The sequence below is a fragment of the Elusimicrobiota bacterium genome, assembly GCA_026388095.1.
In the GTDB taxonomy this organism is placed as follows: domain Bacteria; phylum Elusimicrobiota; class Elusimicrobia; order UBA1565; family UBA9628; genus UBA9628.
Genome location: JAPLKL010000006.1, coordinates 65,794 through 86,248 on the forward strand (window position 1 = coordinate 65,794; position 20,455 = coordinate 86,248).

General features: G+C 66.3%; 20 protein-coding genes. 14 read left to right on the top strand and 6 right to left on the bottom strand.

Translation table 11 applies throughout. From position 1 onward, the window contains the following. The first annotated feature begins 23 nt into the window (after nucleotides 1-23). The 7 genes from lipB (at nucleotide 24) to NTY77_01155 (ending at nucleotide 7,745) form a co-directional block, all read left to right on the top strand. The gene (lipB, locus tag NTY77_01125) at nucleotides 24-575 is read left to right on the top strand and encodes a lipoyl(octanoyl) transferase LipB (protein ID MCX5794081.1); all 552 of its coding nucleotides are present in this window, start codon (nucleotides 24-26) and stop codon (nucleotides 573-575) included. A gap of 32 nt (nucleotides 576-607) precedes the next feature. Beyond that, on the top strand, nucleotides 608-1,786 hold the full coding sequence (locus tag NTY77_01130; protein ID MCX5794082.1) for a phosphoserine transaminase: 1,179 nt from the start codon (nucleotides 608-610) through the stop codon (nucleotides 1,784-1,786). Next, a complete protein-coding gene (locus NTY77_01135) occupies nucleotides 1,783-2,733 on the top strand; it encodes a hydroxyacid dehydrogenase (protein ID MCX5794083.1) in 951 nt (316 codons plus the stop codon). The genes NTY77_01130 and NTY77_01135 overlap by 4 nt, the downstream gene beginning before the upstream one ends. 66 nt (nucleotides 2,734-2,799) lie before the next feature. Continuing rightward, nucleotides 2,800-4,134 (top strand): DUF1015 domain-containing protein, encoded by a 1,335-nt coding sequence (locus NTY77_01140; GenBank protein ID MCX5794084.1) that lies wholly within the window; start codon nucleotides 2,800-2,802, stop codon nucleotides 4,132-4,134. A 7-nt stretch (nucleotides 4,135-4,141) separates the two neighbouring features. Then, the gene (locus NTY77_01145; protein MCX5794085.1) at nucleotides 4,142-5,881 is read left to right on the top strand and encodes an ABC transporter ATP-binding protein; all 1,740 of its coding nucleotides are present in this window, start codon (nucleotides 4,142-4,144) and stop codon (nucleotides 5,879-5,881) included. Next, the gene (locus NTY77_01150) at nucleotides 5,878-7,035 is read left to right on the top strand and encodes a glycosyltransferase family 9 protein (GenBank protein MCX5794086.1); all 1,158 of its coding nucleotides are present in this window, start codon (nucleotides 5,878-5,880) and stop codon (nucleotides 7,033-7,035) included. Before NTY77_01145 ends, NTY77_01150 begins: the two co-directional genes overlap by 4 nt. Continuing rightward, complete coding sequence (locus NTY77_01155) at nucleotides 7,032-7,745, top strand: HAD-IA family hydrolase (protein MCX5794087.1); 714 nt, start codon at nucleotides 7,032-7,034, stop codon at nucleotides 7,743-7,745. The genes NTY77_01150 and NTY77_01155 overlap by 4 nt, the downstream gene beginning before the upstream one ends. On the opposite strand, the gene NTY77_01160 is transcribed toward NTY77_01155, so the two are convergent. The 6 genes from NTY77_01160 to NTY77_01185 are packed head-to-tail and all read right to left on the bottom strand — an operon-like array spanning nucleotide 7,670 to nucleotide 13,079. Continuing rightward, the gene (locus NTY77_01160) at nucleotides 7,670-9,148 is read right to left on the bottom strand and encodes an FGGY family carbohydrate kinase (protein MCX5794088.1); all 1,479 of its coding nucleotides are present in this window, start codon (nucleotides 9,146-9,148) and stop codon (nucleotides 7,670-7,672) included. The two genes, NTY77_01155 and NTY77_01160, sit on opposite strands and share 76 nt — an antisense overlap. Beyond that, nucleotides 9,145-10,278 (bottom strand): PD-(D/E)XK nuclease family protein, encoded by a 1,134-nt coding sequence (locus NTY77_01165; GenBank protein MCX5794089.1) that lies wholly within the window; start codon nucleotides 10,276-10,278, stop codon nucleotides 9,145-9,147. The genes NTY77_01160 and NTY77_01165 overlap by 4 nt, the downstream gene beginning before the upstream one ends. A gap of 40 nt (nucleotides 10,279-10,318) precedes the next feature. Continuing rightward, entirely contained in the window at nucleotides 10,319-11,035 is a 717-nt protein-coding gene (radC, locus tag NTY77_01170) for a DNA repair protein RadC (GenBank protein ID MCX5794090.1), read from the bottom strand. Then, the gene (locus NTY77_01175; GenBank protein ID MCX5794091.1) at nucleotides 11,032-12,042 is read right to left on the bottom strand and encodes a hypothetical protein; all 1,011 of its coding nucleotides are present in this window, start codon (nucleotides 12,040-12,042) and stop codon (nucleotides 11,032-11,034) included. The genes radC and NTY77_01175 overlap by 4 nt, the downstream gene beginning before the upstream one ends. Beyond that, nucleotides 12,035-12,514 carry a zf-HC2 domain-containing protein gene (locus tag NTY77_01180; GenBank protein ID MCX5794092.1) on the bottom strand — a complete coding sequence of 160 codons (480 nt, stop codon included), beginning with the start codon at nucleotides 12,512-12,514 and terminating at the stop codon, nucleotides 12,035-12,037. The genes NTY77_01175 and NTY77_01180 overlap by 8 nt, the downstream gene beginning before the upstream one ends. After that, complete coding sequence (locus tag NTY77_01185; GenBank protein ID MCX5794093.1) at nucleotides 12,504-13,079, bottom strand: RNA polymerase sigma factor; 576 nt, start codon at nucleotides 13,077-13,079, stop codon at nucleotides 12,504-12,506. Before NTY77_01185 ends, NTY77_01180 begins: the two co-directional genes overlap by 11 nt. A gap of 118 nt (nucleotides 13,080-13,197) precedes the next feature. Between NTY77_01185 and NTY77_01190 the strand changes: the two genes are divergently transcribed. The 7 genes from NTY77_01190 (at nucleotide 13,198) to NTY77_01220 (ending at nucleotide 20,454) form a co-directional block, all read left to right on the top strand. Continuing rightward, the gene (locus tag NTY77_01190) at nucleotides 13,198-14,103 is read left to right on the top strand and encodes a HAMP domain-containing sensor histidine kinase (GenBank protein MCX5794094.1); all 906 of its coding nucleotides are present in this window, start codon (nucleotides 13,198-13,200) and stop codon (nucleotides 14,101-14,103) included. Between the two features lie 65 nt (nucleotides 14,104-14,168). Continuing rightward, entirely contained in the window at nucleotides 14,169-14,402 is a 234-nt protein-coding gene (locus NTY77_01195; GenBank protein ID MCX5794095.1) for a hypothetical protein, read from the top strand. A gap of 87 nt (nucleotides 14,403-14,489) precedes the next feature. Next, nucleotides 14,490-15,620 carry a glycosyltransferase family 1 protein gene (locus NTY77_01200; GenBank protein ID MCX5794096.1) on the top strand — a complete coding sequence of 377 codons (1,131 nt, stop codon included), beginning with the start codon at nucleotides 14,490-14,492 and terminating at the stop codon, nucleotides 15,618-15,620. A gap of 100 nt (nucleotides 15,621-15,720) precedes the next feature. Then, on the top strand, nucleotides 15,721-16,743 hold the full coding sequence (locus tag NTY77_01205) for an SDR family oxidoreductase (GenBank protein ID MCX5794097.1): 1,023 nt from the start codon (nucleotides 15,721-15,723) through the stop codon (nucleotides 16,741-16,743). After that, nucleotides 16,740-17,756, top strand: a complete 1,017-nt coding sequence (locus NTY77_01210; GenBank protein MCX5794098.1) for an SDR family oxidoreductase — start codon at nucleotides 16,740-16,742, stop codon at nucleotides 17,754-17,756. The genes NTY77_01205 and NTY77_01210 overlap by 4 nt, the downstream gene beginning before the upstream one ends. A 2-nt stretch (nucleotides 17,757-17,758) precedes the next feature. Next, nucleotides 17,759-19,318 carry a PfkB family carbohydrate kinase gene (locus NTY77_01215; GenBank protein MCX5794099.1) on the top strand — a complete coding sequence of 520 codons (1,560 nt, stop codon included), beginning with the start codon at nucleotides 17,759-17,761 and terminating at the stop codon, nucleotides 19,316-19,318. Next, the gene (locus tag NTY77_01220; protein ID MCX5794100.1) at nucleotides 19,315-20,454 is read left to right on the top strand and encodes a DegT/DnrJ/EryC1/StrS family aminotransferase; all 1,140 of its coding nucleotides are present in this window, start codon (nucleotides 19,315-19,317) and stop codon (nucleotides 20,452-20,454) included. Before NTY77_01215 ends, NTY77_01220 begins: the two co-directional genes overlap by 4 nt. Nucleotide 20,455: the final 1 nt, after the last annotated feature.

The following is a 20,455-nucleotide window of genomic DNA, read 5'->3' on the forward strand; positions in this document are numbered from 1 at the left end:
GGCTGAAGCCGTATTCAGAGGTGATGGGCAAGCAGTTCACATTGCTGCGGCGCCGGGCCTTGGGAGAGGCTCCTGACACCCTCCTGCTGGCCGAGCATCCGCCCCTCTACACCCGCGGCGTGGCGTGCCGGCAGAGACCCGCCCACAAGCTGCCGTATCCTCTGCGCACGGTGGACCGAGAGGGGGGGCTTTTCTACCACGGTCCGGGTCAGCTGGCGGGGTATCCGGTCTTCGACCTGCGGCAGCGTGGTCTGACTCTGGCAGCCTATCGTCGCTCGCTAGAGGGCGTGATCATGGAGGCGCTGCTGGGCCTGGGAGTGAAGGCGGTGCGCCGCAAGGGGTCTGTGGGGCTGTGGGCGCGGGGCAAGAGGCTAGTGTTCATCGGGGTGGCGGCACGGAAAGGGATCTGCTGCCATGGCTTCGCGCTCAACATCAACTGCGACCTGGCTCCGTTCCACTGCATCACGCCGCGCTCGGGGCCTGGGTGGACGTCGCTGGCCGATGTCCTGGGAAAGCCCCTGGATGAGACCTTGGTCGCCAAGGCCGTGGCTGAAGCCTTCCTACGTTACTTTTGATATGATAGGCAAAAGACATTAAGGAGGATAGAATGCAAAAGCCCACTTTGAAGCCCAAGTGCCCCAACTTCTCTTCCGGCCCCTGCGCCAAGCGCCCCGGCTGGACCGTCGACGCCCTCAAGAACGCTTTGGTCGGCCGCTCCCACCGCTCCAAGGAAGGCAAGGCCCGGCTCAAGGAAGTCTCCGACCGCATGAAGGCCGTCCTAGGCCTGCCCGCGGACTACCGCATCGGCGTGGTGGCCGGCTCCGATACCGGTGCCGTCGAACTCGCCCTATGGACCCTCCTGGGGCCCAGGCCCGTTGACATCTTCGGCTGGGAGTCCTTCGGCAAAGGCTGGATCACGGACGTGGTCAAGTACCTCAAGCTGCCCAACGTGCGCGAGTTCAAGGCCGACTACGGCAAGATCCCCGACCTCACCAAGGCCGACCCCAAGCACGACATCGTCTTCACATCCAACGGCACCACCTCCGGAGTCAAGGTCCCCAACCTCGACTGGATATCCAAGGACCGCGAGGGCCTGACCATCTGCGACGCCACCTCCGGCATCTTCGCCATGGAGCTCGACTTCACCAAGCTCGACGTCGTGACCTTCTCCTGGCAGAAGGTCCTCGGCGGAGAGGCCGGCCACGGCGTCCTCATCCTCTCGCCCCGCGCCGTCAAGCGCATGGAGGAGAACGACCCCAAGGTCTCCTGGCCTCTGCCCAAGATCTTCCGCCTGGTCGCGGAAGGCAAGCTCAAGCCCGGCGAGCTGGAGTACAACACGGTCAACACCCCCTCCATGCTCTGCGTGGAGGACGCCATAGACGCCCTCAAGTGGGCCGAGTCCATCGGCGGCTGCAAGGCTCTGGTCGCCCGCTCCAACGCCAACCTCGCCGCCCTCGAGAAATGGGTGGAGAAGGCCGGCTGGATCTCCTTCCTCGCCGAGTCCAAGGCCATCCGCTCCAACACCTCCGTCTGCTTCAAGATCACGGCGGACTGGTTCACCAAGCTTCCCGACGAGGAGAAGGCCAAGGCCGCCAAGAAGATCACGGGGATGCTCGACAAGGAGGGCGTCGCCCACGACATCAACTCTTATGGGAAGGCCCCTGCTGGCATCCGCATCTGGTGCGGCGCCACCGTGGAGACCTCGGACGTCGAAGCCCTCACCCACTGGCTGGATTGGGCTTATGAATCCGTCTCACAGGAATACGCCAAGGAGACAGTGAAATGATGAAAGTCCTCATCGCCGACAAAGCCGATTCCATCTGCGAAAAGGTCCTGAAGGAAAGGGGCCTGCAGCCGGTCGTCAAGAACGGCATGAAGCCCGAGGAGCTCAAAGCCTGCATCGGCGAGTACGAGGCCATCATCGTGCGCTCCGCCACCACGCTGACCGCGGACCTCGTCAAGGCCGCGGCCAAGCTCAAGGCCGTGGCCCGGGCCGGCAGCGGCGTCGACAACATAGACGTGCCGGCCTGCACCGAGAAGGGCGTGGTCGTCATGAACACGCCTTTCGGCAACACCGTCTCCACCGGAGAGCACGCCGTGGCCATGATGATGGCCCTGGCCCGCCACATCCCCCAGGCCAACGCCTCCACCCACGCCGGCAAGTGGGAGAAGAAGAAGTTCGAGGGCGTCGAGCTCACCGGCAAGACCCTCGGCGTGATCGGCTGCGGCAACATCGGCGCCGTGGTCGCCAACCGGGCCATGGGACTCAAGATGAAGGTCTTGGTCTACGACCCAGTCATGACCACGGAACGGGCCCGGGAGCTGGGCGTCGAGATGGTCAGCCTCGACACCCTCTATCAGAAGGCCGACTTCATCACCTACCACGTGACCATGCGGGACACCACCAAGGGCATGCTCAACAAGGACGCCATCGCCAAGATGAAGAAGGGCGTGCGCATCATCAACTGCGCGCGCGGCGGCATCATGGTCGAGGCCGATGTGAAGGCGGCCCTGCAGAGCGGCCAGATCGCGGGCTTCGCCTGCGACGTCTTCGTCAAGGAGCCGGCCACCGAGCACATCTTCTTCGGGATGGAGAATGTGGTCGTCACCCCGCACATCGCGGCTTCCACCAAGGACGCCCAGATCACCGTGGCGCGGCAGGCCGCCGAGCAGATCGCGGACTACCTGCTCACGGGCAAGATGACGCACGCCGTAAACGGCAGCGACCTATAACGACCGCCGACCCGGGCCGGACCCAGTCGTCGGGTCCGGCCCGATCTTCCCAAAGAGGTGAAGGCCATGGCCATGTTCTTCGATGACATCGGGCTGCAGGTGCCGACCGTGCTTCTTCCCGCGCCCGCGGTGGACCTCAAGAAATGGGCGGTGGTGGCCTGCGACCAGTACACCTCGGAACCCGCGTATTGGGAGCGGGTCCGCAAGTTCGCGGGGTCAGCCCCCTCCACGCTCAACATCATCCTGCCGGAGATAGGCCTGGACTCTCCGCGCTTGGCACGAATGATCACGAGCATCAACAAGACCATGCGCGCTTACGTGGCCGAGGGGGTCTTGCGGGAGCAGCGGCCGGGGCTCGTGCTCGTGGACCGAAAGACCGTCCATGCCAAGTCCCGCAAAGGGATGATCGTGGCGCTGGACCTGGAGAGGTACGACTTCAGGAAGGGCTCTCAGACCCTCATCCGCGCCACCGAAGGGACGATCCTCGAGCGCATCCCTCCCCGCGTGAAGATCCGCAAGAACGCCTCGCTGGAGCTTCCCCATATCATGGTCCTCATCGACGACCCGGAGAGGACCGTGATCGAGCCCCTTTGCAAGAAACGGCCGGCCAAGCTCTACGACACGGACCTCATGCAGGGGTCGGGGCATATCTCAGGCTATCTCATAGACGACGCGGTGGCGATCGAGCGCGTGCACAAGAGCCTGGCCAGGCTCGCGGAGCGCGGCCGGTTCGCGAAGAAGTACGGTGCCCGGGGCAAGGGCGTCCTCCTCTATGCCATGGGCGACGGGAACCACAGTCTCGCCACGGCCAAGACCATCTGGGAGACCCTGAAGTCCCAGGCCAAGGACAAGAAGGTCATCATGCGCCACCCGGCGCGCTTCGCGCTCGTCGAGCTCGTCAACGTCCATGACGACGGGCTCGAGTTCGAGCCGATCCACCGCGTGGTCTTCAACACGGACACGGCCGCGCTGCTCAAGGCGATGGGGTCCTTCTTCGGACCGCGCTTCTCCGTGCGCACCGTAAAGGGCCGGAAGAACGCCATCCGGGTGTCCCGGAGCTGCGCTGGTCCCTGCCACTGCATCCCGTTCTCGACCGGCAAGACCTTCGGCATCATCAGCATACGCCGGCCGAAGCTGACCCTGGAAGTCGCCACCCTGCAGTCCTTCCTGGACCAATACCTGGCATCGGACAAGCGGGCCAAGATAGACTACATCCACGGCGACGAAGTCGTCGAGTCGCTCTCGGCCAAGCCCGGCGCCATCGGCTTCTATCTGCCGCCGATGGACAAGAGCGACCTCTTCAAGACCGTCATCCTCGACGGCGCTCTGCCGCGCAAGACGTTCTCCATGGGAGAGGCCAGCGAAAAGCGGTTCTACCTGGAGTGCCGGAAGATCGCCTGAGCCCCGGATGAAGTCTCTCAAGCGCCTTCTCCCCTATCTCCACGAGCACCGGGTCAGGTTCCTGCAGGTCTGCCTGGTCATGGTGGCCGTGGCGGCCCTCAGCGGCGCCACGGTCTACATCCTCAAGCCCGGCATCAACTCCATCTTCGAGCGCAAGGACCCCAATCTCCTCGTGGCCGTGGTACTGGCCATACCCGCCATCTTCTTCCTCAAGCTCATCCTCGTCTACGCCCAGACCTATCTCATCAACTACATCGGCCAGCGCATCGCCCAGCGCCTGCGCGAGGAACTCTTCGCCCATCTCCACACCCTCTCCCTGGACTTCTTCTGGAGGTCCAAGAGCGGCGAGCTCCTCTCGCGCCTGACCAACGACCTCAACAACCTCCAGCAAGGCCTCCAATTCGTGCCCCTGTTCCTGGTGCGCGACACGCTCACCGTCCTCATCCTGCTCGTGGTCATGTTCGTCATCAACTGGCAGTTCGCGCTCATCGCCATACTCGCCATCCCCATGGCGGGCGGGGTCCTGGCCGTGCTGGGCAAGAAGCTGCGCTCCTCCAGCATGAAGGGTCAGGAAGTCATGGGCGAGATCTACCACCGCTTCCAGGAGAGCCTGCAGGGCATGCTCGTGGTCAAGGCCTTCAACTACGAGGCCGAGGCCACGGCCAAGTTCAAGGCCGAGAGCAGCGCTTTCTTCAGCCAGATGATGCGCTATTTCAGGGCCACCGCCCTCTCCGGCCCGCTCATGGAGTTCCTGGGAAGCATCATCATGGCCGCCATCGTGCTCAAGGCCGGCACCGAGATATTCCATGGGCACATGACTCCCGGAGACTTCTTCACCTTCCTGGGCGCCTTCTTCATGGCCTACGCTCCCATCAAGAACCTCTCCCAGACCAACGCCCAGGTCCAGCTGGCCCTGGCCGGGGCGGACCGCATCTTCGAAATCCTGGACGAGAAGCCCAGCGTCAAGGAGCGCCCCGACGCCTTGCCGTTCTCCGGCCTGCGCGAGAGCGTGGTGTTCGAGGACGTCTCCTATCGCTATCCCGGCCGCGAGAACTGGGCCTTGCGCCACATCGACCTCACCATCAAGGCCGGCGAGGTCGTGGCCTTCGCCGGCCCCAGCGGCTCGGGCAAGACCACCTTGGTGCATCTGCTCCTGCGGCTCTTCGACCCGCTGGAGGGCCGCATCCTCATCGACGGCAAAGATCTGCGCGACTACTCATCCAACGCTCTGCGCGCCCATCTGGGCTTGGTCACGCAGGACACCATCCTCTTCAACGACACGCTGGGCGCCAACGTGGGAGTGGGCCGACACGGGGCGTCTCTGGAAGACATCCGTTCCGCTCTCCAGGTCGCCGATGCCACGGAGTTCGTCTCCCACATGCCCGCGGGCCTCGACACTCCCCTGGGCGACCGCGGCCTGCGCCTCTCCGGAGGCCAGCGCCAGCGCATCGCCATCGCGCGGGCCGTGCTCAAGAACCCGTCCTTGCTCCTGCTCGACGAAGCCACCTCCAACCTCGACACCGGCAGCGAGCGCAGCGTCCAGGAGGCTCTGGAACGCCTCTATCCCGGCAGGACCGTGCTCATCATCGCCCACCGGCTGACCACGTTGCAGAACGCCCACCGCATCGTGGTCCTGCACCACGGCGAGGTCGCGGAGGCCGGGCCCCATGCCGAGCTCCTGGCCCAAGGCGGCATCTACGCCACCCTATACCGCTACCAACAGCTCGAGCCCGTCGACGTCCAGTGAAGCAGCTCCTCAAAGCCGTCGAGAAGAAGGGCCGAACAACCGTGGCATGCCTCATCGGCTCACTCTTCCCGCCCCGCCGGACCGCGCCCGAGGACCTGCGCCGCGGACTGGAGAGGGGGGACATCAAGAGGATCCTCCTGGTGAGGCCCTATCAAGGCTTGGGCGACCTGATCTGCACCACGCCCGTAATAACCAACCTCAAAGCCGCGTTCCCCGGCGTTTCCATCCAATTCCTGGCCAACACCTTCAACCAGGCGGCGCTGCAGAACAATCCCGGGCTGGACAAGGTCTGGGCCTGGGACGAGCGCACCGTCTCCCATCCCACGGCGTGGTGGAGGATGCGCTCCGTTCTGCGCCGGGAGAAGTTCGACCTGGCTTTGGTCCTCTCCGGCAACGCCCTGTCTTTGACCTCCATCCTCCTGGCCAAACTCTCCGGAGCGCGCTTCGTCGCAGGCTATGACACCCGCGCCTACGGCCGCGATTGGAGCCGCTGGCTCTACAGCTGCGAGTTGCCGTATCGCGACCCGGTCAGGGAGATCGACAAGTTCCTCGGTCTGTTGGAAGGCATCGGCCTGGCCTGCCCGCGCCGCGAGCCCGTGTATCGGGTCCTCCCCGAGAACGCCGGCCTCATCGACGAGCGTCTCGCGGCGCTGTTCCCGGGCAGCACCCGTCCGATCCTCGGGATGTTCATAGGCGGCAAGACGGACAGGCCGGAGCGCATCTGGCCGCCGGCCAATTACGCGGAGACGGCGCGGCTGGTGCTGGCCCAGAAGCCCTGCGACCTCATCATCATCGCCCCGCCCAAAGCTCGGCGCCAGAGCCACAGCCGGGAATCGACCTTCTGGCTTGACGAGGATGTCCATCTCTCCGAGTTCAAGAAGGCTTTCGGCGCGGACGCCCCCGTGTTCCAGGAGGCGGACCTGGGCCGCGTGGCGGCCCTCCTGGCGCGGCTGAGGCTATTCATCTGCCCCGATGGCGGCATGATGCATGTGGCCGCGGGCCTCAAGGTCCCGACCCTCACGCTCTTCTTCGGCACCGATCCGGAGGTCTGGAACCCTCCGGTCCCCACCGCCCATTTCCTCAGAAGCCCGGGGCAGGACCCCAAGGGACTGGCTCCCGCCGCCGTGGCCGACGCCGCGGTCCGGCTTCTATGAAGAGGGCGCTTCTCGCGGCCGTCATCCTCGACATGGACGGGGTCATGGTGGACAGCGAGTATCAGTGGATGCTCTTGGAGAGGCCCTTCCTGCGCGGCCTGGTCGGACGCTGGACCGTGGCTGACCACCGCAAGGTCGTAGGCCTGGGCGTGGTGGACCTCTACTATCATCTGGTCAGGGAGTACGGCCTGCGCCTTGGGAAAACCGACTTCCTGGCGCGCTGCGACCGCATCGCCCGAGAGGTCTACCTGCGCAAGGTCGGCCTGGCTCCGGGTTTACGGCGTTTCATCGCAGACCTACGACGCCGCAGGGTGCCGCTGGGACTGGCCTCATCCTCTCCCAAGGAATGGGTGGACATGGTCCTGCGGCGCTTCCGCCTCAGGGCGGCGTTCCGTGCGGTCGTGACCGGCGACGACGCGCCCGGACGGACCAAGCCGGCCCCGGACCTCTACCTGCTGGCGGCGCGGCGCCTCAAGGTGCGCCCCGCCATCTGCTTGGCCGTAGAGGACTCGGACTTCGGGGTGCGCGCCGCCAAGGACGCGGGCATGACCTGCGTGGGGCTGCGCAGCGGGAACAACGACGAGCAGGAGCTCTCGGAGGCGGATTGGCAGGCTCGCGGTTTCGCGGCCCTGGGCTACCGGAGGCTGATCTCGCGGCTCAAGGCCGCTTGCGCCTTGACGAAGGCGCCCCAGTCCGCCAGCAAGGCCTGAGCTTCAGGCTCCGGCAGAGCCGGCTTGAACACGCGCACGCCTTTGCCCTGGCGCAGGCGCCCGGCCCAGGGCGCTCCCGCAGCCTCGGCGGCCAAGGACGCAGCGCCCAAGGCCGTCACCTCGGCCTCGCCGCAGCGCTCGATCTCGGCTCCCAGCAGGTCGGCCTGGAACTGCAGCAGGTAGCTCACCCGGGAAAGACCGCCCGAGGCCTTCACGGCCCCGGGCTTGAGTCCGGCCTGGCGCAAGGCGGCGACGATGTCCGCGATCTCGAAGGCGATGCCCTCGGCCATGCCCCGCACCAGGTCCGCGGCCCGGGTCTGGTTGGTCATGCCGAAGAACACGGTCTTGGTGATATAGTCCCAGCGCGGTGCCCCCAAGCCGCCGATGGCCGGCAGGACCAGCACCCGGTTCTTGGAGGCGCGGCAGAGGCGGTCGATGTCCGTCTGCTTCTTGAGCAGCCCAAGATTCTCGCGCAGCCAGTCGAAGGAGGCCCCGGCCGCGTGCACCGTGCCCTCCTGAAGGAAGATCGCGGGCCGGTCCCGCAACTTCCAAGCCACCGAAGTCAGCAGTCCCGGCACCCGGTGCTGGGCCTCGCCCGTGTTGTAGAGGAAGAACGCGCCGGTGCCGTAGTTGGCCACGGCCGAGCCCGGGGCCACGCCGCCGAGACCCATGGTCGCGGCTTGCTGGTCGCCCAGGCAGGCGAGTATGGGGAGCTTGCGTCCGCCGCGATGGAAAGACCCCCAATCGCCGGCGGAGGAGAACACGTTGGGCAGCAGCGCGCGGGGCACGTTGAAAAGGGCGAGCATCTCCGGGTCCCAATCCATGGTCCGCAGGTTGAGCAGCATCATGCGCTGCGCCAAAGTCGGGTCGGTCGCGAAGACCTCGCCGCGGGTCAGGCGCCAGATCAGGAAGGTCGCCACGGGGGCGGCCAGCAAGCGGCCCTCCTCCGCCAGCCGCCGCACCGCGGGGTCGTTGTCGAGGAACCACTTGACCTTGGGCGCGGAGTAATAGGGGGTCAGATACAGGCCCGTGCGCTCGTGCGCGTCGGTCTGCCGCGCCTGCAGCGGCGCCACCACGGCCGCGCCGCGGCCGTCCTGCCAGCTCGGCGCCCGGGACGCGGGCTTGCCGGTCTTGCGGTCCCAGAAGACGACGGTCGAGCGCTGGGAGGCCACCGCGACGCCCAGGACCTCCGTGGCGCGGGGCAGCTGGTCCAGCACGGCGTCCAGGGTCCGCTCCTGGGTGCGCGCGATCTCCAGCGCGTCGTGCTCGGCCCAGCCGGCCTTGGGGTAGAAGGTCCTCACCGGGAGCTGAGCCCGGGCCACGACCTTGCCCCGGGCGTCTATGGCCAGCGTCCGGGAGGTGGAGCTGCCCTGGTCCAGGGCGATGACCACGGCTTGGTTCACAGCGGGCTCACCTTGAGGTCGGAGGGCTCCACGCGGTCGCCCAGCTCGCGCAGGGCGGCGCGCAGTTCCGCATCGGTGTCGGGGTCGGCCAGCAGCTTCTGGATGAGCGGGCCGGAAGGGGCCTGGATGCGCTCGTAGAGCCCGGCCTCCTTGAGCAATCGGATGACCTTCTTCTTGTTGCCCTCGGGGAACTCGGTCCGCTCCGCGCCGGAGCGCTGGATCTCGTAGCGTGCGCCGAAGGCGCGGACGTAGCCCTTGCTGCGCAGGATGGCGAGTATGGCGGCCTTGACCTGCGCGGACTCGCGCTCGGCCTCGGCCGCGCGCGCCATGATGTCGCCGTACCGGTCTATCAACGCGGCCAGGTCCCCATCTGCCGGCGGAGGCGCCGCGGCGGTGGGCTGCTTCGCGAATATGGGGCAATAGGCCTTGTAGTCGCACCAGCGACAGGAATTCTCCGAAGGCTTGGGCTCGAAGCGTTCCGCCACGATGGCGGCGGCGGTGTCCACGATCTTGCGCCGCAGCCCACCCACCAGGGCCTCGGGCCGGCGGCCGACCGAATGCGCCTTGAGCGAGGGCAGATGGTAGAAGGTCAATATCCCGACCTCGGCTCCGAGCCCGGCCTCGCAGGCCAACTGGTACATGGTCAGTTGCGCGTCGGTCTCGATGCGGTCAACAGCCAGCTGCTTGCCGGTCTTGTAGTCCAGGATGGAGAGCCGGCCGTCTTCCAGCCGGTCGATGCGGTCCACTTTCCCCGTGACCGGCACGCCTTCCACCGTGAGCTGAAAATTATATTCAACGTGGAGGGGGAGGGAGAAGGCCTTGGCGTGCTTCCTGTAGTAGCCGGTCAGGATGTCCTTGCCTTGCTGGAAGTACTCGGCCTCCTGCTCCTGGTCCCGGTAACCGACCGAGACCCAGTTTTCCTTGAGGCTCTGATGCAGCTCCTGCAAGGAAGGGGCCGCGGGGGTCTTGCCGCCGTAGAAGAACTCCAGGGCCAGGTGCACGCTCTGGCCGAAGGAAAAGAAGTGCTTGGGCTTCTCCGGAATCTTATCGACGTACTTGAGCTTGTACTTGAGGGGACACTCCGCGTACAAAGAGATGGAGGAATGCGAGAGCGCGCGGGGCAGGTCCATCCTGGATATTCTACCAAACGGGCGGCTGCGCCGCCCGGGGCTAGCCCAGGAGACCGTGCTCGCGGAAGCTGAAGCACGCCGAGCCCGACACGATGATGTGGTCCAAGAGCGGGATGCCCAGGATCTCCCCGGCTCGGCAGAGGCGCCGGGTGGTGTCCCGGTCGTCTGGAGAGGGCGAGCAGTCGCCGGAGGGATGGTTGTGCACGACGATGACCGCCGCGGCCGAGTTAGCCACGGCTGGGGAGAAGACCTCGCGCGGGTGGACCAGGCTCGCCGAGAGCGTGCCGATGGAGACCGTCTCCTGGCGCAGAAGCTGGCTGCGGGCGTTGAGGTAGAAGGCCAGGAGATGCTCCTTGCGCCCCTCGCGGACCTCCTGCGGGACGGCCTCCAGGACCCGTCCCGGGCTGTCCAGGGTGGGCCGGTGGTCCGGCCTGCCGGAGAAGCGCCGGGCCAGCTCGAAAGAGGCCACCAAAGCCGCGGCCCGGGTCTCGCCCACGCCTTTGACCCGGCGCAGCGCGGCGAAGCCCGCTTCCGCCAGGCCGTCCGTGAACTGGACCAGCAAAGACGAGGACAGGTCCATGACGCTGCGGCCGGAATAGCCCGTGCGCAGGACCAAGGCCAGGAGCTCCTGGTCGCTCAGGGCCTCGGGGCCGGACCGGGCCAGCTTCTCACGCGGCCTTTCCACCGGATGCAGGTCGCGCAGGAGCACTCCCGGCCGAGGCGATGAGGCGTAGGCGGCCGCCCGCGGCGCGTTCATCGCATCGATTCGGCCATGCGCTTGAGCGTCTCGTCGGACGCGGAACCGACCAGGACGAAGCGCCAGCCTCCCGAGTTCCAGGACAGCACGTTGCCTTCCGCCGTCCGGGTCCGGTAGCCCCGGCCCACGCTCAACTTGACGCGCCGGCTCAGGCGGGCGCCCAGGTCGAGGCGGACCCGAGGCGGACATTGGAAGAGCGAGATGGCCGAAAGTCCATCGGAAAAGCGGTAGTGAACGACGTTGCGCCGGCCCTTGGCCATGACGGAGAGGCTCTCGAAGACGTAGCCGGAGGGCAGCCAGGCCGGGAGCCGGGGCTCGAAGCCGGCGGCCTTGGCTTCGTCCAAGGCCAGGTAATCCGGCTCGGCCCGCTTGACGACCGTGCTGCCGGCCGGAGGGGAGAATCGGAACAGAGTCAGGTCCCGGGGTTCTCCGATCTGGAGCCGGGTCATGGACATGGCATCGGCGGGGGACCCGTCAGGCCGGAAGGCCTCCGCCCGCAGGAGCAAGGAGCTCTTCCGGTCGACCCACAGACGCCGGGCCGGCAAGCCGTCGGAGCGCGCGCGCAGGGTGAGCAGCCAGGTCGAGCGTCCCGCGACCGGACCCCCGGTCGCGATGCCGACGTCGTAGTTCTCGCTGAGGAGGTCGAACTCATCCTCCGGGCCGAAGCGCTTGAAGAGGGGGTCGGCGGGCTCTCCCTGCCAGACCTTGCGCCGCGCCGGGTCGTAGATCCATTCGGTCCGGCCGTCCTCCACGATGAGCTGGGCCGTCTTGCTGCCGGGCCCCAGTATCTCGCGGCGGTAGAGGTTAGGGGGGCTGAAGCGGACCGCCAAGCGTCGGGACACGGCTTGCCCCTGGCCCGCCTCCCGGCTCTCGACCGTCAACTCGGCCGTGTAAGGCTCATGGGGCGGCTCCAGACTTTGGCGCAGGACCGTCAGGGCTTCGGGCGGGCCAGCGGCGGCGGTCCCAGGCAGCAGGGACAGGACGGAAAGCAGCAGCGCGCTAGTCATGACGGCCTCCTTCCTGGGACAAGCGCAGGCTCAGGCCGGTGAAGAGGGCGTCGCGGTCAGCGGCCGGCATGGTGAGCTCGTAGCGGCTGTGCGCTTCCAGGACCTCGTCCAAAGAGAGCTCCTCGGTCCCGGTGGAGAAGCGGCTGACGGCCAGGACCGCCACCGCGGCGGCGAAGGCCGAGGCGCAGCCGAACCCGGCCGCTAGGCGCCAAGAGAAGCGCCAGGACTCCAGCCAAGCCGGGCGCGGTTGCGCCGCCGCGCGGGCCTGACGCATGAGCGCCGCGCGCAGGTCCGCCGGCAACGCGGGCCGGGGCACGCCGCGCACGGCCGCTTTGAGGACGCGCACCCAGCGCAGTTCCCGGGAGCAGGCCGGGCAGACCTGCAGGTGGGCCTCGAGCCGGGACGCCTCCGCGGCGGGGAGCCTGCCCGCGGCGTAGGATTCGAGAGACTCCCGCATCCGGTCACATTCCATGGTGTTCCACCTCCGGCTCCGACTTGAGGATCGCCCTCTTGAGCGCCCTGCGGGCCCGGCTGAGCCGGGAGCGCACCGTGCCCAGGGGGCAGTCGAGGGCCTCGGCGATCTGCTCGTAGCCGAGTCCATCCACGTCGAAAAGGGTCAGGATCGCCTTGTGCTCCATCGTGAGGCTGTCCAGCGCCTGGCGCACTTCGGCCAATTGGCTCTCCCGCGTGAGCCGCTCCAGGACCGCCTCTTCCTTGGTGTCGGCGAGGCTGTCGGCGAGAGTGGCGCCGTCCCCCTGCTCGGGCGCCAAGGCGGCGTCGAGGCGCACGCCGAACCTGTGCTCGCAGCTCCTGACGCTGTCAACGTAGATGTTCCTAAGTATGGTCAGGAACCAAGTCTCCAGCGGCTGGGAGCGGTCGTAGCGGTCCCAGCTCCGGAAGACGCGGTAGAAGGCCTCCTGCACCAACTCCTTGGCCTCCTCGCTGTTGCCGCAAAGCCCATAGGCGAACTGGTAGCCCCGCTCCGAATGCTCCTCCACGAGCCGCTCCATCTGCGCCGGGTCCCGCTTGGGGCTCATACTATACATACGAGTTCGGGCCGAAAAAGTTCCCTCCCGTCCTGCCGCCTCGTCGATTGTAACAATTCGTTAACAGCCCTGAAATCGCTCTGTAACAGCCTGGCCACATACTCATAGCGTGAACGCCAAGACCCCAGAAGTGGCGCAGTGGGAAGACCTGGTGATCCGCCAGCCCGAACAGCCGGTCCCGGCCCCGGTGCCGGCGCCGGTGCCCGTGAAGGCTCCCGAGCAGATGCAGGCCTCCTACCTCACCCATGAATTGCGCGCCCCGGTCACTGCGATCCGTCTGGGCCTGGAGATCCTCCAGGAGCAGGTCCTGCGCAAGCTGGAATCCGATGAGAAGCAGATGCTGAACTTGGCGATCAAGAACACCGCGCGCCTCGAAGGGCTCATCAACGACATCATGGACTACTCAAAGATCGTGGCGGGCAAGATGACCGTCACAACGGAGCCCTGCGAGGCGCGCGCCCTCATCGGCGACGCCGTGGACGCCATGCAGACCATGGCCCTCTCCAAGGGCGTCAAGCTGGTCAAGGACATCGAGGAAGGCCTGCCCCGGGTCTCGGCCGAAGCGCGGCGCGTGGTCCAGGTCCTGACCAACCTCATCTCCAACGCCATCAAGTTCAGCCCCACCCGCGGGACCGTCACGGTCTCGGTCAAGGCCGGCCGCTACGAGCACGCCGGAGCTTTGGTCTTCCGGGTCAAGGACATGGGCTGCGGCATCCCGGCCGAGGACATCGAGAAGGTCTTCGACATGTTCGTGCAGTCCGCGTCCAGCGTCCAGAAGAAGACCGAGGGCACGGGCCTGGGCCTGACCTTGGCCCGGACCATGGTGGAGCTGCACGGCGGCCGCATCTGGGCCGAGAGCTGGAAAGGCGCCGGCGCGAGCTTCTCCTTCACGATTCCGATCGCCCCCGAGGACATGGCCCGCAAGGTCGAGCTCTACCCGAAGCCGGTCGAGTACCACGGCCTGCTGGTCTCGCTCTACCGCCGCCTCAACGCGTTCTTCGCGATGTTCGTCTAGGCTGCCCATCCGGGTCGGCCCTTTTCCTTAACAGGCCTGAAACACAGCTTTGGTGGAATATCCTCATGCCTATATTCCATCTGGCCCCCAGCTACCACGATACCTGGGTCGTCTTCGACCGCAGTCTGCGCGTGGTGGACTGCGGGGAGCACCTGGAGCCCCTGCGACGAAAGCACGGCGCCCGCCGGACCTTCTGCTTCGTGGCCGGCCCCGGCGACTCCCCGCAGGCGGCCGCAGATGGTCCCTGGTCCCTGCGCGGGATGCTCGGACATCCGCCCGTAGGCTTAGCCTTCGGCTGACGACTCCGGGGGACGATCCGAGCCTCCAAGACGCTTCGTACTCCATTGGACCGCGGCGGGAGGATTAGATAGAATCCCTCAACGATGATGCGCATCGGTCTTGACATCAGCTCGGCACTGGCCGGGAACAGCGGCTTGGACATGTACGTCAAGAACCTGGTCAAGGGCTTGGCCGCAGTCGACCAGGAGAACGAGTACTTTCTCTACAGCGCCTTCTGGTCCAGACCGGACCGGATGGCCGCATTCGATTTGCCGCTGGCCGGGAATTTCCGTCCTGCGTTCAAGCGTTTTCCCCAACGCCTGCTCCTCCCAGCAGATGAATTCGGGCTGGGACTGCAGGAACGGTGGCTGCGCGATTGGAAGCTCGATTTGTTCCATGGTCTGGGGAACACGATTCCTCGCCTCCACAGCCTGCCCAGCGTGGTGACCGTGCATCATGTTGGGGGGCTATCCCCTCAGGCTACGGCCTGGGACCGCTTTTACTTCGACTTCCTCACGACCCGATCCGTCCGGCGCGCCCACGCAGTCGTGGCGGTCTCGGAGTTCACCCGGGGAGAGATCCTGCGACGGTGGAGCCTGGACCCCACCCGCGTCGCGACCGTGCTGGAGGGCGGGCCTGCGCCGGAGTTCCGGCCGCGCGAGGGCCGGCGGCCCCCGACGCGCGCCCGCCCTTTCATCCTGCATGTCGGCAGTTTTCTCGAGCACAAGAACATCCCGACTTTGGTCAAAGCCTACCATGGATTGCTGGCCCGGGCTCCGGAGTGCGTGGGGGACCTGGTGCTCGCGGGACACGGAGGACGAGACCTGGCCCGGGTCGAGAGCCTCATCCGTGAGCTGGGCCTCGGCGGCCGGGTCGATATACTGACCGGAGCGTCGCGCGGCGAAATCGTCTCCCTCTATCAGGATGCGGCGGCGGTCGTGGTGCCCTCGCTGATCGAGGGCTTCGGTTTCGCGGCCCTGGAAGCGATGGCTTGCGGGGCGCCCATCCTGGTATCGCGGGCGGGAGCTCTCCCTGAACTCGTCGGCGACGCGGGCCTGGTCTTCGACCCTCTGGATTGCAAGGCCTTGACCCTCGGATTGCAGAGGATACTGACCGACGCATCCCTAGCGGCGGACTTGCGGCGGCGCGGGCTGGAGCGGGTGCGCCGCTTCTCCTGGGATAAGACCGCCCGCGACACCATCGAGGTCTATCGACGGACCCTGGGCCAAGGCCGATGAAGATGCGAGCCTGAAAGGCGCCCTACCGGCACCTGCTGGAGCTTCCGCGCAGTGGAGCCACGTCGGAATTTTAGTACAATTGACGATAGCTGTTCATTTTATGAACGACGAACCTACAAGAGAGGTCCTCATCACTGGTGGGGCCGGCTACGTAGGCTGCGTCCTCGTGCCCAAGCTCCTCGATGCCGGATACCACGTCACGGTATTCGACATCATGTATTACGGGGACCGCAACCTCCCATCTCACCCGCGGCTCAAGGTCGTCCGGGCCGACATCCGCGACACCGCTCGCTTGGACTCCGAGTTGGCCGGGACGGACGCGGTCATCCATCTGGCCTGCATCTCCAACGATCCCAGCTTCGAGCTCGACGCCGGCCTGGGCAAGTCAATCAACTTCGACTGCTTCGAGCCCATGCTCAAGGCCTGCCGCGCCGCCGGGGTCAGGCGCTTCATCTACGCCTCCTCCAGTTCCGTCTACGGCGTCAGCGAAGCCCCGGACGTCACCGAGGAGCACCCCCTCAAGCCCCTCACGGACTACAGCAAGTATAAGGCCCTATGCGAGGACGTACTGCGCCGTTACCAAGCTCCGGATTTCTGCACGGTCATCATCCGGCCGGCCACCGTCTGCGGCTACTCCCCGCGCATGCGCCTCGACCTCTCGGTCAACATCCTGACCAACCTCGCGGTCAACAACCGCCGCATCACGGTCTTCGGCGGCAGCCAGAAGCGCCCGAACCTGCACATCGGGGACATGGCCGACCTCTACCTCCGGCTCCTGGGGCTCCCCGATGAGAAACTGGCCGGCGACACCTTCAACGCCGGTTATCAGAACTACTCCATCGCCGACCTGGCCCAGATGGTGCGCAGGGTGGTGGAGGCCGAGATGCCGGAGAAGGCGCCCATCGAGATCGTGACCAGCGCCACGGACGACCTGCGCTCCTATCACGTCTCCTCCGGGAAGATCGCCGCCAAGTTGGGGTTCAAGCCCACGCGCACGGTGGAAGACGCCATCGCCGACCTCTGTCGCGCCTTCAAGGCCCGCCAGCTCCCGGACAGCCTCACCGACCCCCGTTACTTCAACGTCAAGACCATGAAGGCCCTCACCTCCGCGAGGAGCGCATGAGCACGCCGGCCCGAGCGGTGGTCACCGGAGGCGCCGGGTTCATCGGCAGCCACCTGGTCGAGCGCCTCCTCAAAGAAGGCCTGGCCGTCACGGTGATCGACGACTTCTCCACCGGCCGGCCCGAGAACCTGGCGCACCTCAAGGATCAGGCCGGGCTCAAGCTGGTCCGAGCCGATGCCGCGGACGGAGAGTCTATCAGCCCCTGTTTCCAAGGCGCCGACTGGGTCTTCCACCTCGCCGCCTTGGCCGACATCGTGCCCTCCATCGAGCGCCCCACGGACTACTTCCGCGCCAACGTCGCCGCGACTCAGTCCGTCCTCGAAGCGGCGCGCGCGGCGGGCGTCAAGCGCTTCGTCTACGCGGCCTCATCCTCATGCTACGGCATCCCGGACGTCTTCCCGACGCCGGAGACCGCGGCCATCCGGCCGCAGTACCCCTACGCCCTGACCAAGCGCCTGGGAGAGGAGCTGGTCCTGCACTGGGGCCAAGTCTACCGTCTGCCGGTGGTGAGCCTGCGTTTCTTCAACGTCTACGGGCCGCGCTCGCGCACCTCGGGGACTTACGGCGCCGTGTTCGGGGTCTTCCTGGCCCAGAAACTGGCCGGCCGGCCCTACACCGTGGTCGGCGACGGCCGGCAGACCCGCGACTTCACCTTCGTCACCGACGTGGCGGAGGCCCTGGCGAGCGCGGCGCGGTCCTCGGTGAGCGGCGAGGTCTTCAACGTGGGTTCGGGCCACACCTACAGCGTCAACCGTCTTGTGGAGCTCTTGGGCGGCCCGGTAACCCACATCCCCAAGAGGCCCGGCGAACCGGACCGCACCTTCGCCGACATCTCCAAGATCCGGCGCGTCTTGGGCTGGGAGCCCCGCGTCTCTTTGGAGGATGGCGTGCGCCGGATGATCGAGCATATCGACTACTGGAAAGCCGCCCCGGTCTGGACGCCGGAGCAGATCGCCAAGGCCACGGAGACGTGGTTCCGCTGCCTCACCCCGGCCGCCGAGAGGAGACCTTGAGAATGCCCATGGCCAAGCCCGCGCCGTCCCAGCCCAGGACCGACGTCTCCGGCAAGATCAAGGGGCTTACCGAGCTCGCCGCCATCATCCAGTCAGCGCGCCGCCGCGGCCGCAAGATCGTGCTTTGCCACGGGGTCTTCGACTTGGTGCACCCCGGCCACATCGTCCACTTCAAGGAGGCGCGCAAGCACGGCGATTTGCTGGTCGTGACGGTGACCCCGGACCGTTGGGTCAACAAGGGTCCGGGACATCCGCTGTTCTCCGAGCAACTTCGCCTGGAAAGCCTCGCCGCCTTGGCCATGGTCGACTATGTCGCGCTCAACGAATGGCCCACCGCGACCAAGGCCATCAAGCTGCTACGGCCGCATTTCTACGTCAAAGGCCGCGACTACGCAGACCCCAAAGCGGACCTGACCGGAAAGATAGGCGAGGAAGCAGCCGCCATCAAGTCCGTAGGCGGCCGCCTCGTCACTACCGAAGGCTTCACCTCGAGTTCCAGCCACATTATCAACCGTTTCTTCAGCGCCTATCCGGCAGAGACCCAGGAGTACTTGGATGGTATGCGCCGGCTTCACTCAGCCGACAGTATCATCGCTCACCTGCGCTCGCTCTCCAAGCTCAAGGTCCTGGTGATAGGAGAAGCCATCCTCGACCAATACTCCTACTGCCTGCCCCTGGGGAAGTCCCCAAAGGAAAACCTGGTCTCCACCAAATATTCGCACGAGGAGCTCTTCGCGGGCGGCGCCGTGGCCACGGCCAACCATCTGGCCGGCTTCTGCCAGTCGGTCGTCTTGCTCACTAATCTTGGACCGGACGCGAAGGAAGAGGCTTTCATCCGCGGCAAGCTCAGGCCCAACGTGCGCCTGGAGGCCGTCCGGACCCCCGAGCGGCCCACCGTGCGCAAGCAGCGCTTCGTGGATCCTGAACCGCTCCGCAAGGTCTTCGAGATCCAGTATCTCGACGACACGCCCCTGGACACCCGCACCGAAAAGGCCTGCCAAGCCAAGCTCGCCCGGGAGCTTCCTCGTCACGACCTGGTCGTGGTCAACGATTTCGGGCACGGCCTGATGACCCCCCGCCTGCGCGAGACGGTGCTCTCCAGCCGCAAGTTCCTGGCCCTCAACACCCAATCCAATTCCGCCAACCACGGCTTTAACGCGGTCACCAAGTACGCCCACGCCGACTACGTGGCCATCGACGAGCTGGAGCTGCGCATCGCGGCGCGCGACAAGTACGGCGCCATACCGGACCTCGCGGCCTCGGTGCGCCGCCAACTGCGCGCGGGCCAGTTCCTGGTCAGCCGCGGAGCGCTGGGCTCCTTCGTGCTCTCGTCATGCGGGTGGCACGAGTCGCCGGCCCTGGCCCTGCGCATCGTGGACCGGATGGGCGCCGGCGACGCGCTTTTCGCCGTCACCTCACCCTGCGCCTATCGCCGGGTCCCGCCGGACCTGCTCTGCTTCATCGGCAACTGCGTGGGCGCCTTGGCGGTCGAAATCGTGGGCAACCGCAAGCCCGTGGATCCCGTGGCCCTGTTCAAGTTCATCAAGACCCTGCTGAAATGACTCTGAAAGACCGACGCGTCAAAATCAATCCCGTTACCCAGGTGCGCTACTCCTACCTCGACCGGCAGTTCGCCGATATCGAGCCCATCGTCGACGATATCCGCAAGCTGGTCAAGTCCGGCGACTTCACCCTGGGCGCGCCCGTCGCCGAGTTCGAGGCCGAGTTCGCCCGGCTCATCGGATCCCAATATGCGGTAGGGGTCGGTTCCGGGACCGACGCCCTGACGCTCTCACTCAAGGCCCTGGGAATCGGGCCTGGCGATGAGGTCATCACTGCCGCCAACACCTTCGTGGCCACCGCTGGAGCCATCGCCGCGGCGGGAGCCCGCATCGTGTTCGTGGACTGCGACGACAAGTTCGTCATCGACGCGGACCTCATGGAGCGCGCCATCACTCCCCGAACCAAGGCCCTGCTACCCGTGCAGTGGGGGGGACAGCCGGCAGACATGAGCCGCATCATGGATATCGCGGCGCGGCACAAGATTCCGGTGCTCGAGGACGCCTGCCAGTCTATCGGAGCCGAGATCGACGGCCGCAAGTGCGGCACCTGGGGCGCGGCCGCAGGCTTCAGCCTGCATCCCCTTAAGAACCTCAATGTCTGGGGCGACGGTGGGCTCATCACCACTGATTCCCAGGAGCTGCGCGACCGGCTCATCCTCATGCGCAACCACGGCATGTCCACGCGCGATGAGTACGCATTCTACGCCTACAACAGCCGCCTCGATTCCCTACAGGCCGTGGTGGGGCTCCACCTCATCAAGGATTTCGAGTGGATCACCAACACCCGCATCGCCAACGCGGCAAAACTCGACGCGGCCCTCTCCAAACTGATCCCCCGCGTGACGCTGCCGCGGCGCGACGCCGGGGAGCGGCACGTCTATCACCTCTACCAGTTCCTGGCCCAGGACCGCGACCTCCTCTGCGCGCACCTGCGGGCGCATGGGGTAGAGGCCAAGGTCCACTATCCCGTGCCCCTGCACCTGCAGCCCGCCAGCCGGAGCCTCGGCTACAAAGCCGGGGACTTCCCGAAAGCCGAGGCCCAGGCCAAGACCACCGTCACTTTGCCCGTACACCAGCACCTCACTGCAGAAGAGCTCTCCTACATGATAAGCTGTGTAGAGGAGTTCTATTCCTAGG

What these genes read in the sequence shown, in the direction of transcription:
- lipB (MCX5794081.1), top strand. Translation starts at nt 24, where the DNA reads ATGGGCAAGCAGTTCACATTGCTGCGGCGCCGGGCCTTGGGAGAGGCT.
- NTY77_01130 (MCX5794082.1), top strand. Translation starts at nt 608, where the DNA reads ATGCAAAAGCCCACTTTGAAGCCCAAGTGCCCCAACTTCTCTTCCGGC.
- NTY77_01135 (MCX5794083.1), top strand. Translation starts at nt 1,783, where the DNA reads ATGATGAAAGTCCTCATCGCCGACAAAGCCGATTCCATCTGCGAAAAG.
- NTY77_01140 (MCX5794084.1), top strand. Translation starts at nt 2,800, where the DNA reads ATGGCCATGTTCTTCGATGACATCGGGCTGCAGGTGCCGACCGTGCTT.
- NTY77_01145 (MCX5794085.1), top strand. Translation starts at nt 4,142, where the DNA reads ATGAAGTCTCTCAAGCGCCTTCTCCCCTATCTCCACGAGCACCGGGTC.
- NTY77_01155 (MCX5794087.1), top strand. Translation starts at nt 7,032, where the DNA reads ATGAAGAGGGCGCTTCTCGCGGCCGTCATCCTCGACATGGACGGGGTC.
- NTY77_01165 (MCX5794089.1), bottom strand. Translation starts at nt 10,278, where the DNA reads ATGGACCTGCCCCGCGCGCTCTCGCATTCCTCCATCTCTTTGTACGCG.
- radC (MCX5794090.1), bottom strand. Translation starts at nt 11,035, where the DNA reads ATGAACGCGCCGCGGGCGGCCGCCTACGCCTCATCGCCTCGGCCGGGA.
- NTY77_01175 (MCX5794091.1), bottom strand. Translation starts at nt 12,042, where the DNA reads ATGACTAGCGCGCTGCTGCTTTCCGTCCTGTCCCTGCTGCCTGGGACC.
- NTY77_01180 (MCX5794092.1), bottom strand. Translation starts at nt 12,514, where the DNA reads ATGGAATGTGACCGGATGCGGGAGTCTCTCGAATCCTACGCCGCGGGC.
- NTY77_01185 (MCX5794093.1), bottom strand. Translation starts at nt 13,079, where the DNA reads ATGAGCCCCAAGCGGGACCCGGCGCAGATGGAGCGGCTCGTGGAGGAG.
- NTY77_01195 (MCX5794095.1), top strand. Translation starts at nt 14,169, where the DNA reads ATGCCTATATTCCATCTGGCCCCCAGCTACCACGATACCTGGGTCGTC.
- NTY77_01200 (MCX5794096.1), top strand. Translation starts at nt 14,490, where the DNA reads ATGCGCATCGGTCTTGACATCAGCTCGGCACTGGCCGGGAACAGCGGC.
- NTY77_01205 (MCX5794097.1), top strand. Translation starts at nt 15,721, where the DNA reads ATGAACGACGAACCTACAAGAGAGGTCCTCATCACTGGTGGGGCCGGC.
- NTY77_01210 (MCX5794098.1), top strand. Translation starts at nt 16,740, where the DNA reads ATGAGCACGCCGGCCCGAGCGGTGGTCACCGGAGGCGCCGGGTTCATC.
- NTY77_01215 (MCX5794099.1), top strand. Translation starts at nt 17,759, where the DNA reads ATGCCCATGGCCAAGCCCGCGCCGTCCCAGCCCAGGACCGACGTCTCC.
- NTY77_01220 (MCX5794100.1), top strand. Translation starts at nt 19,315, where the DNA reads ATGACTCTGAAAGACCGACGCGTCAAAATCAATCCCGTTACCCAGGTG.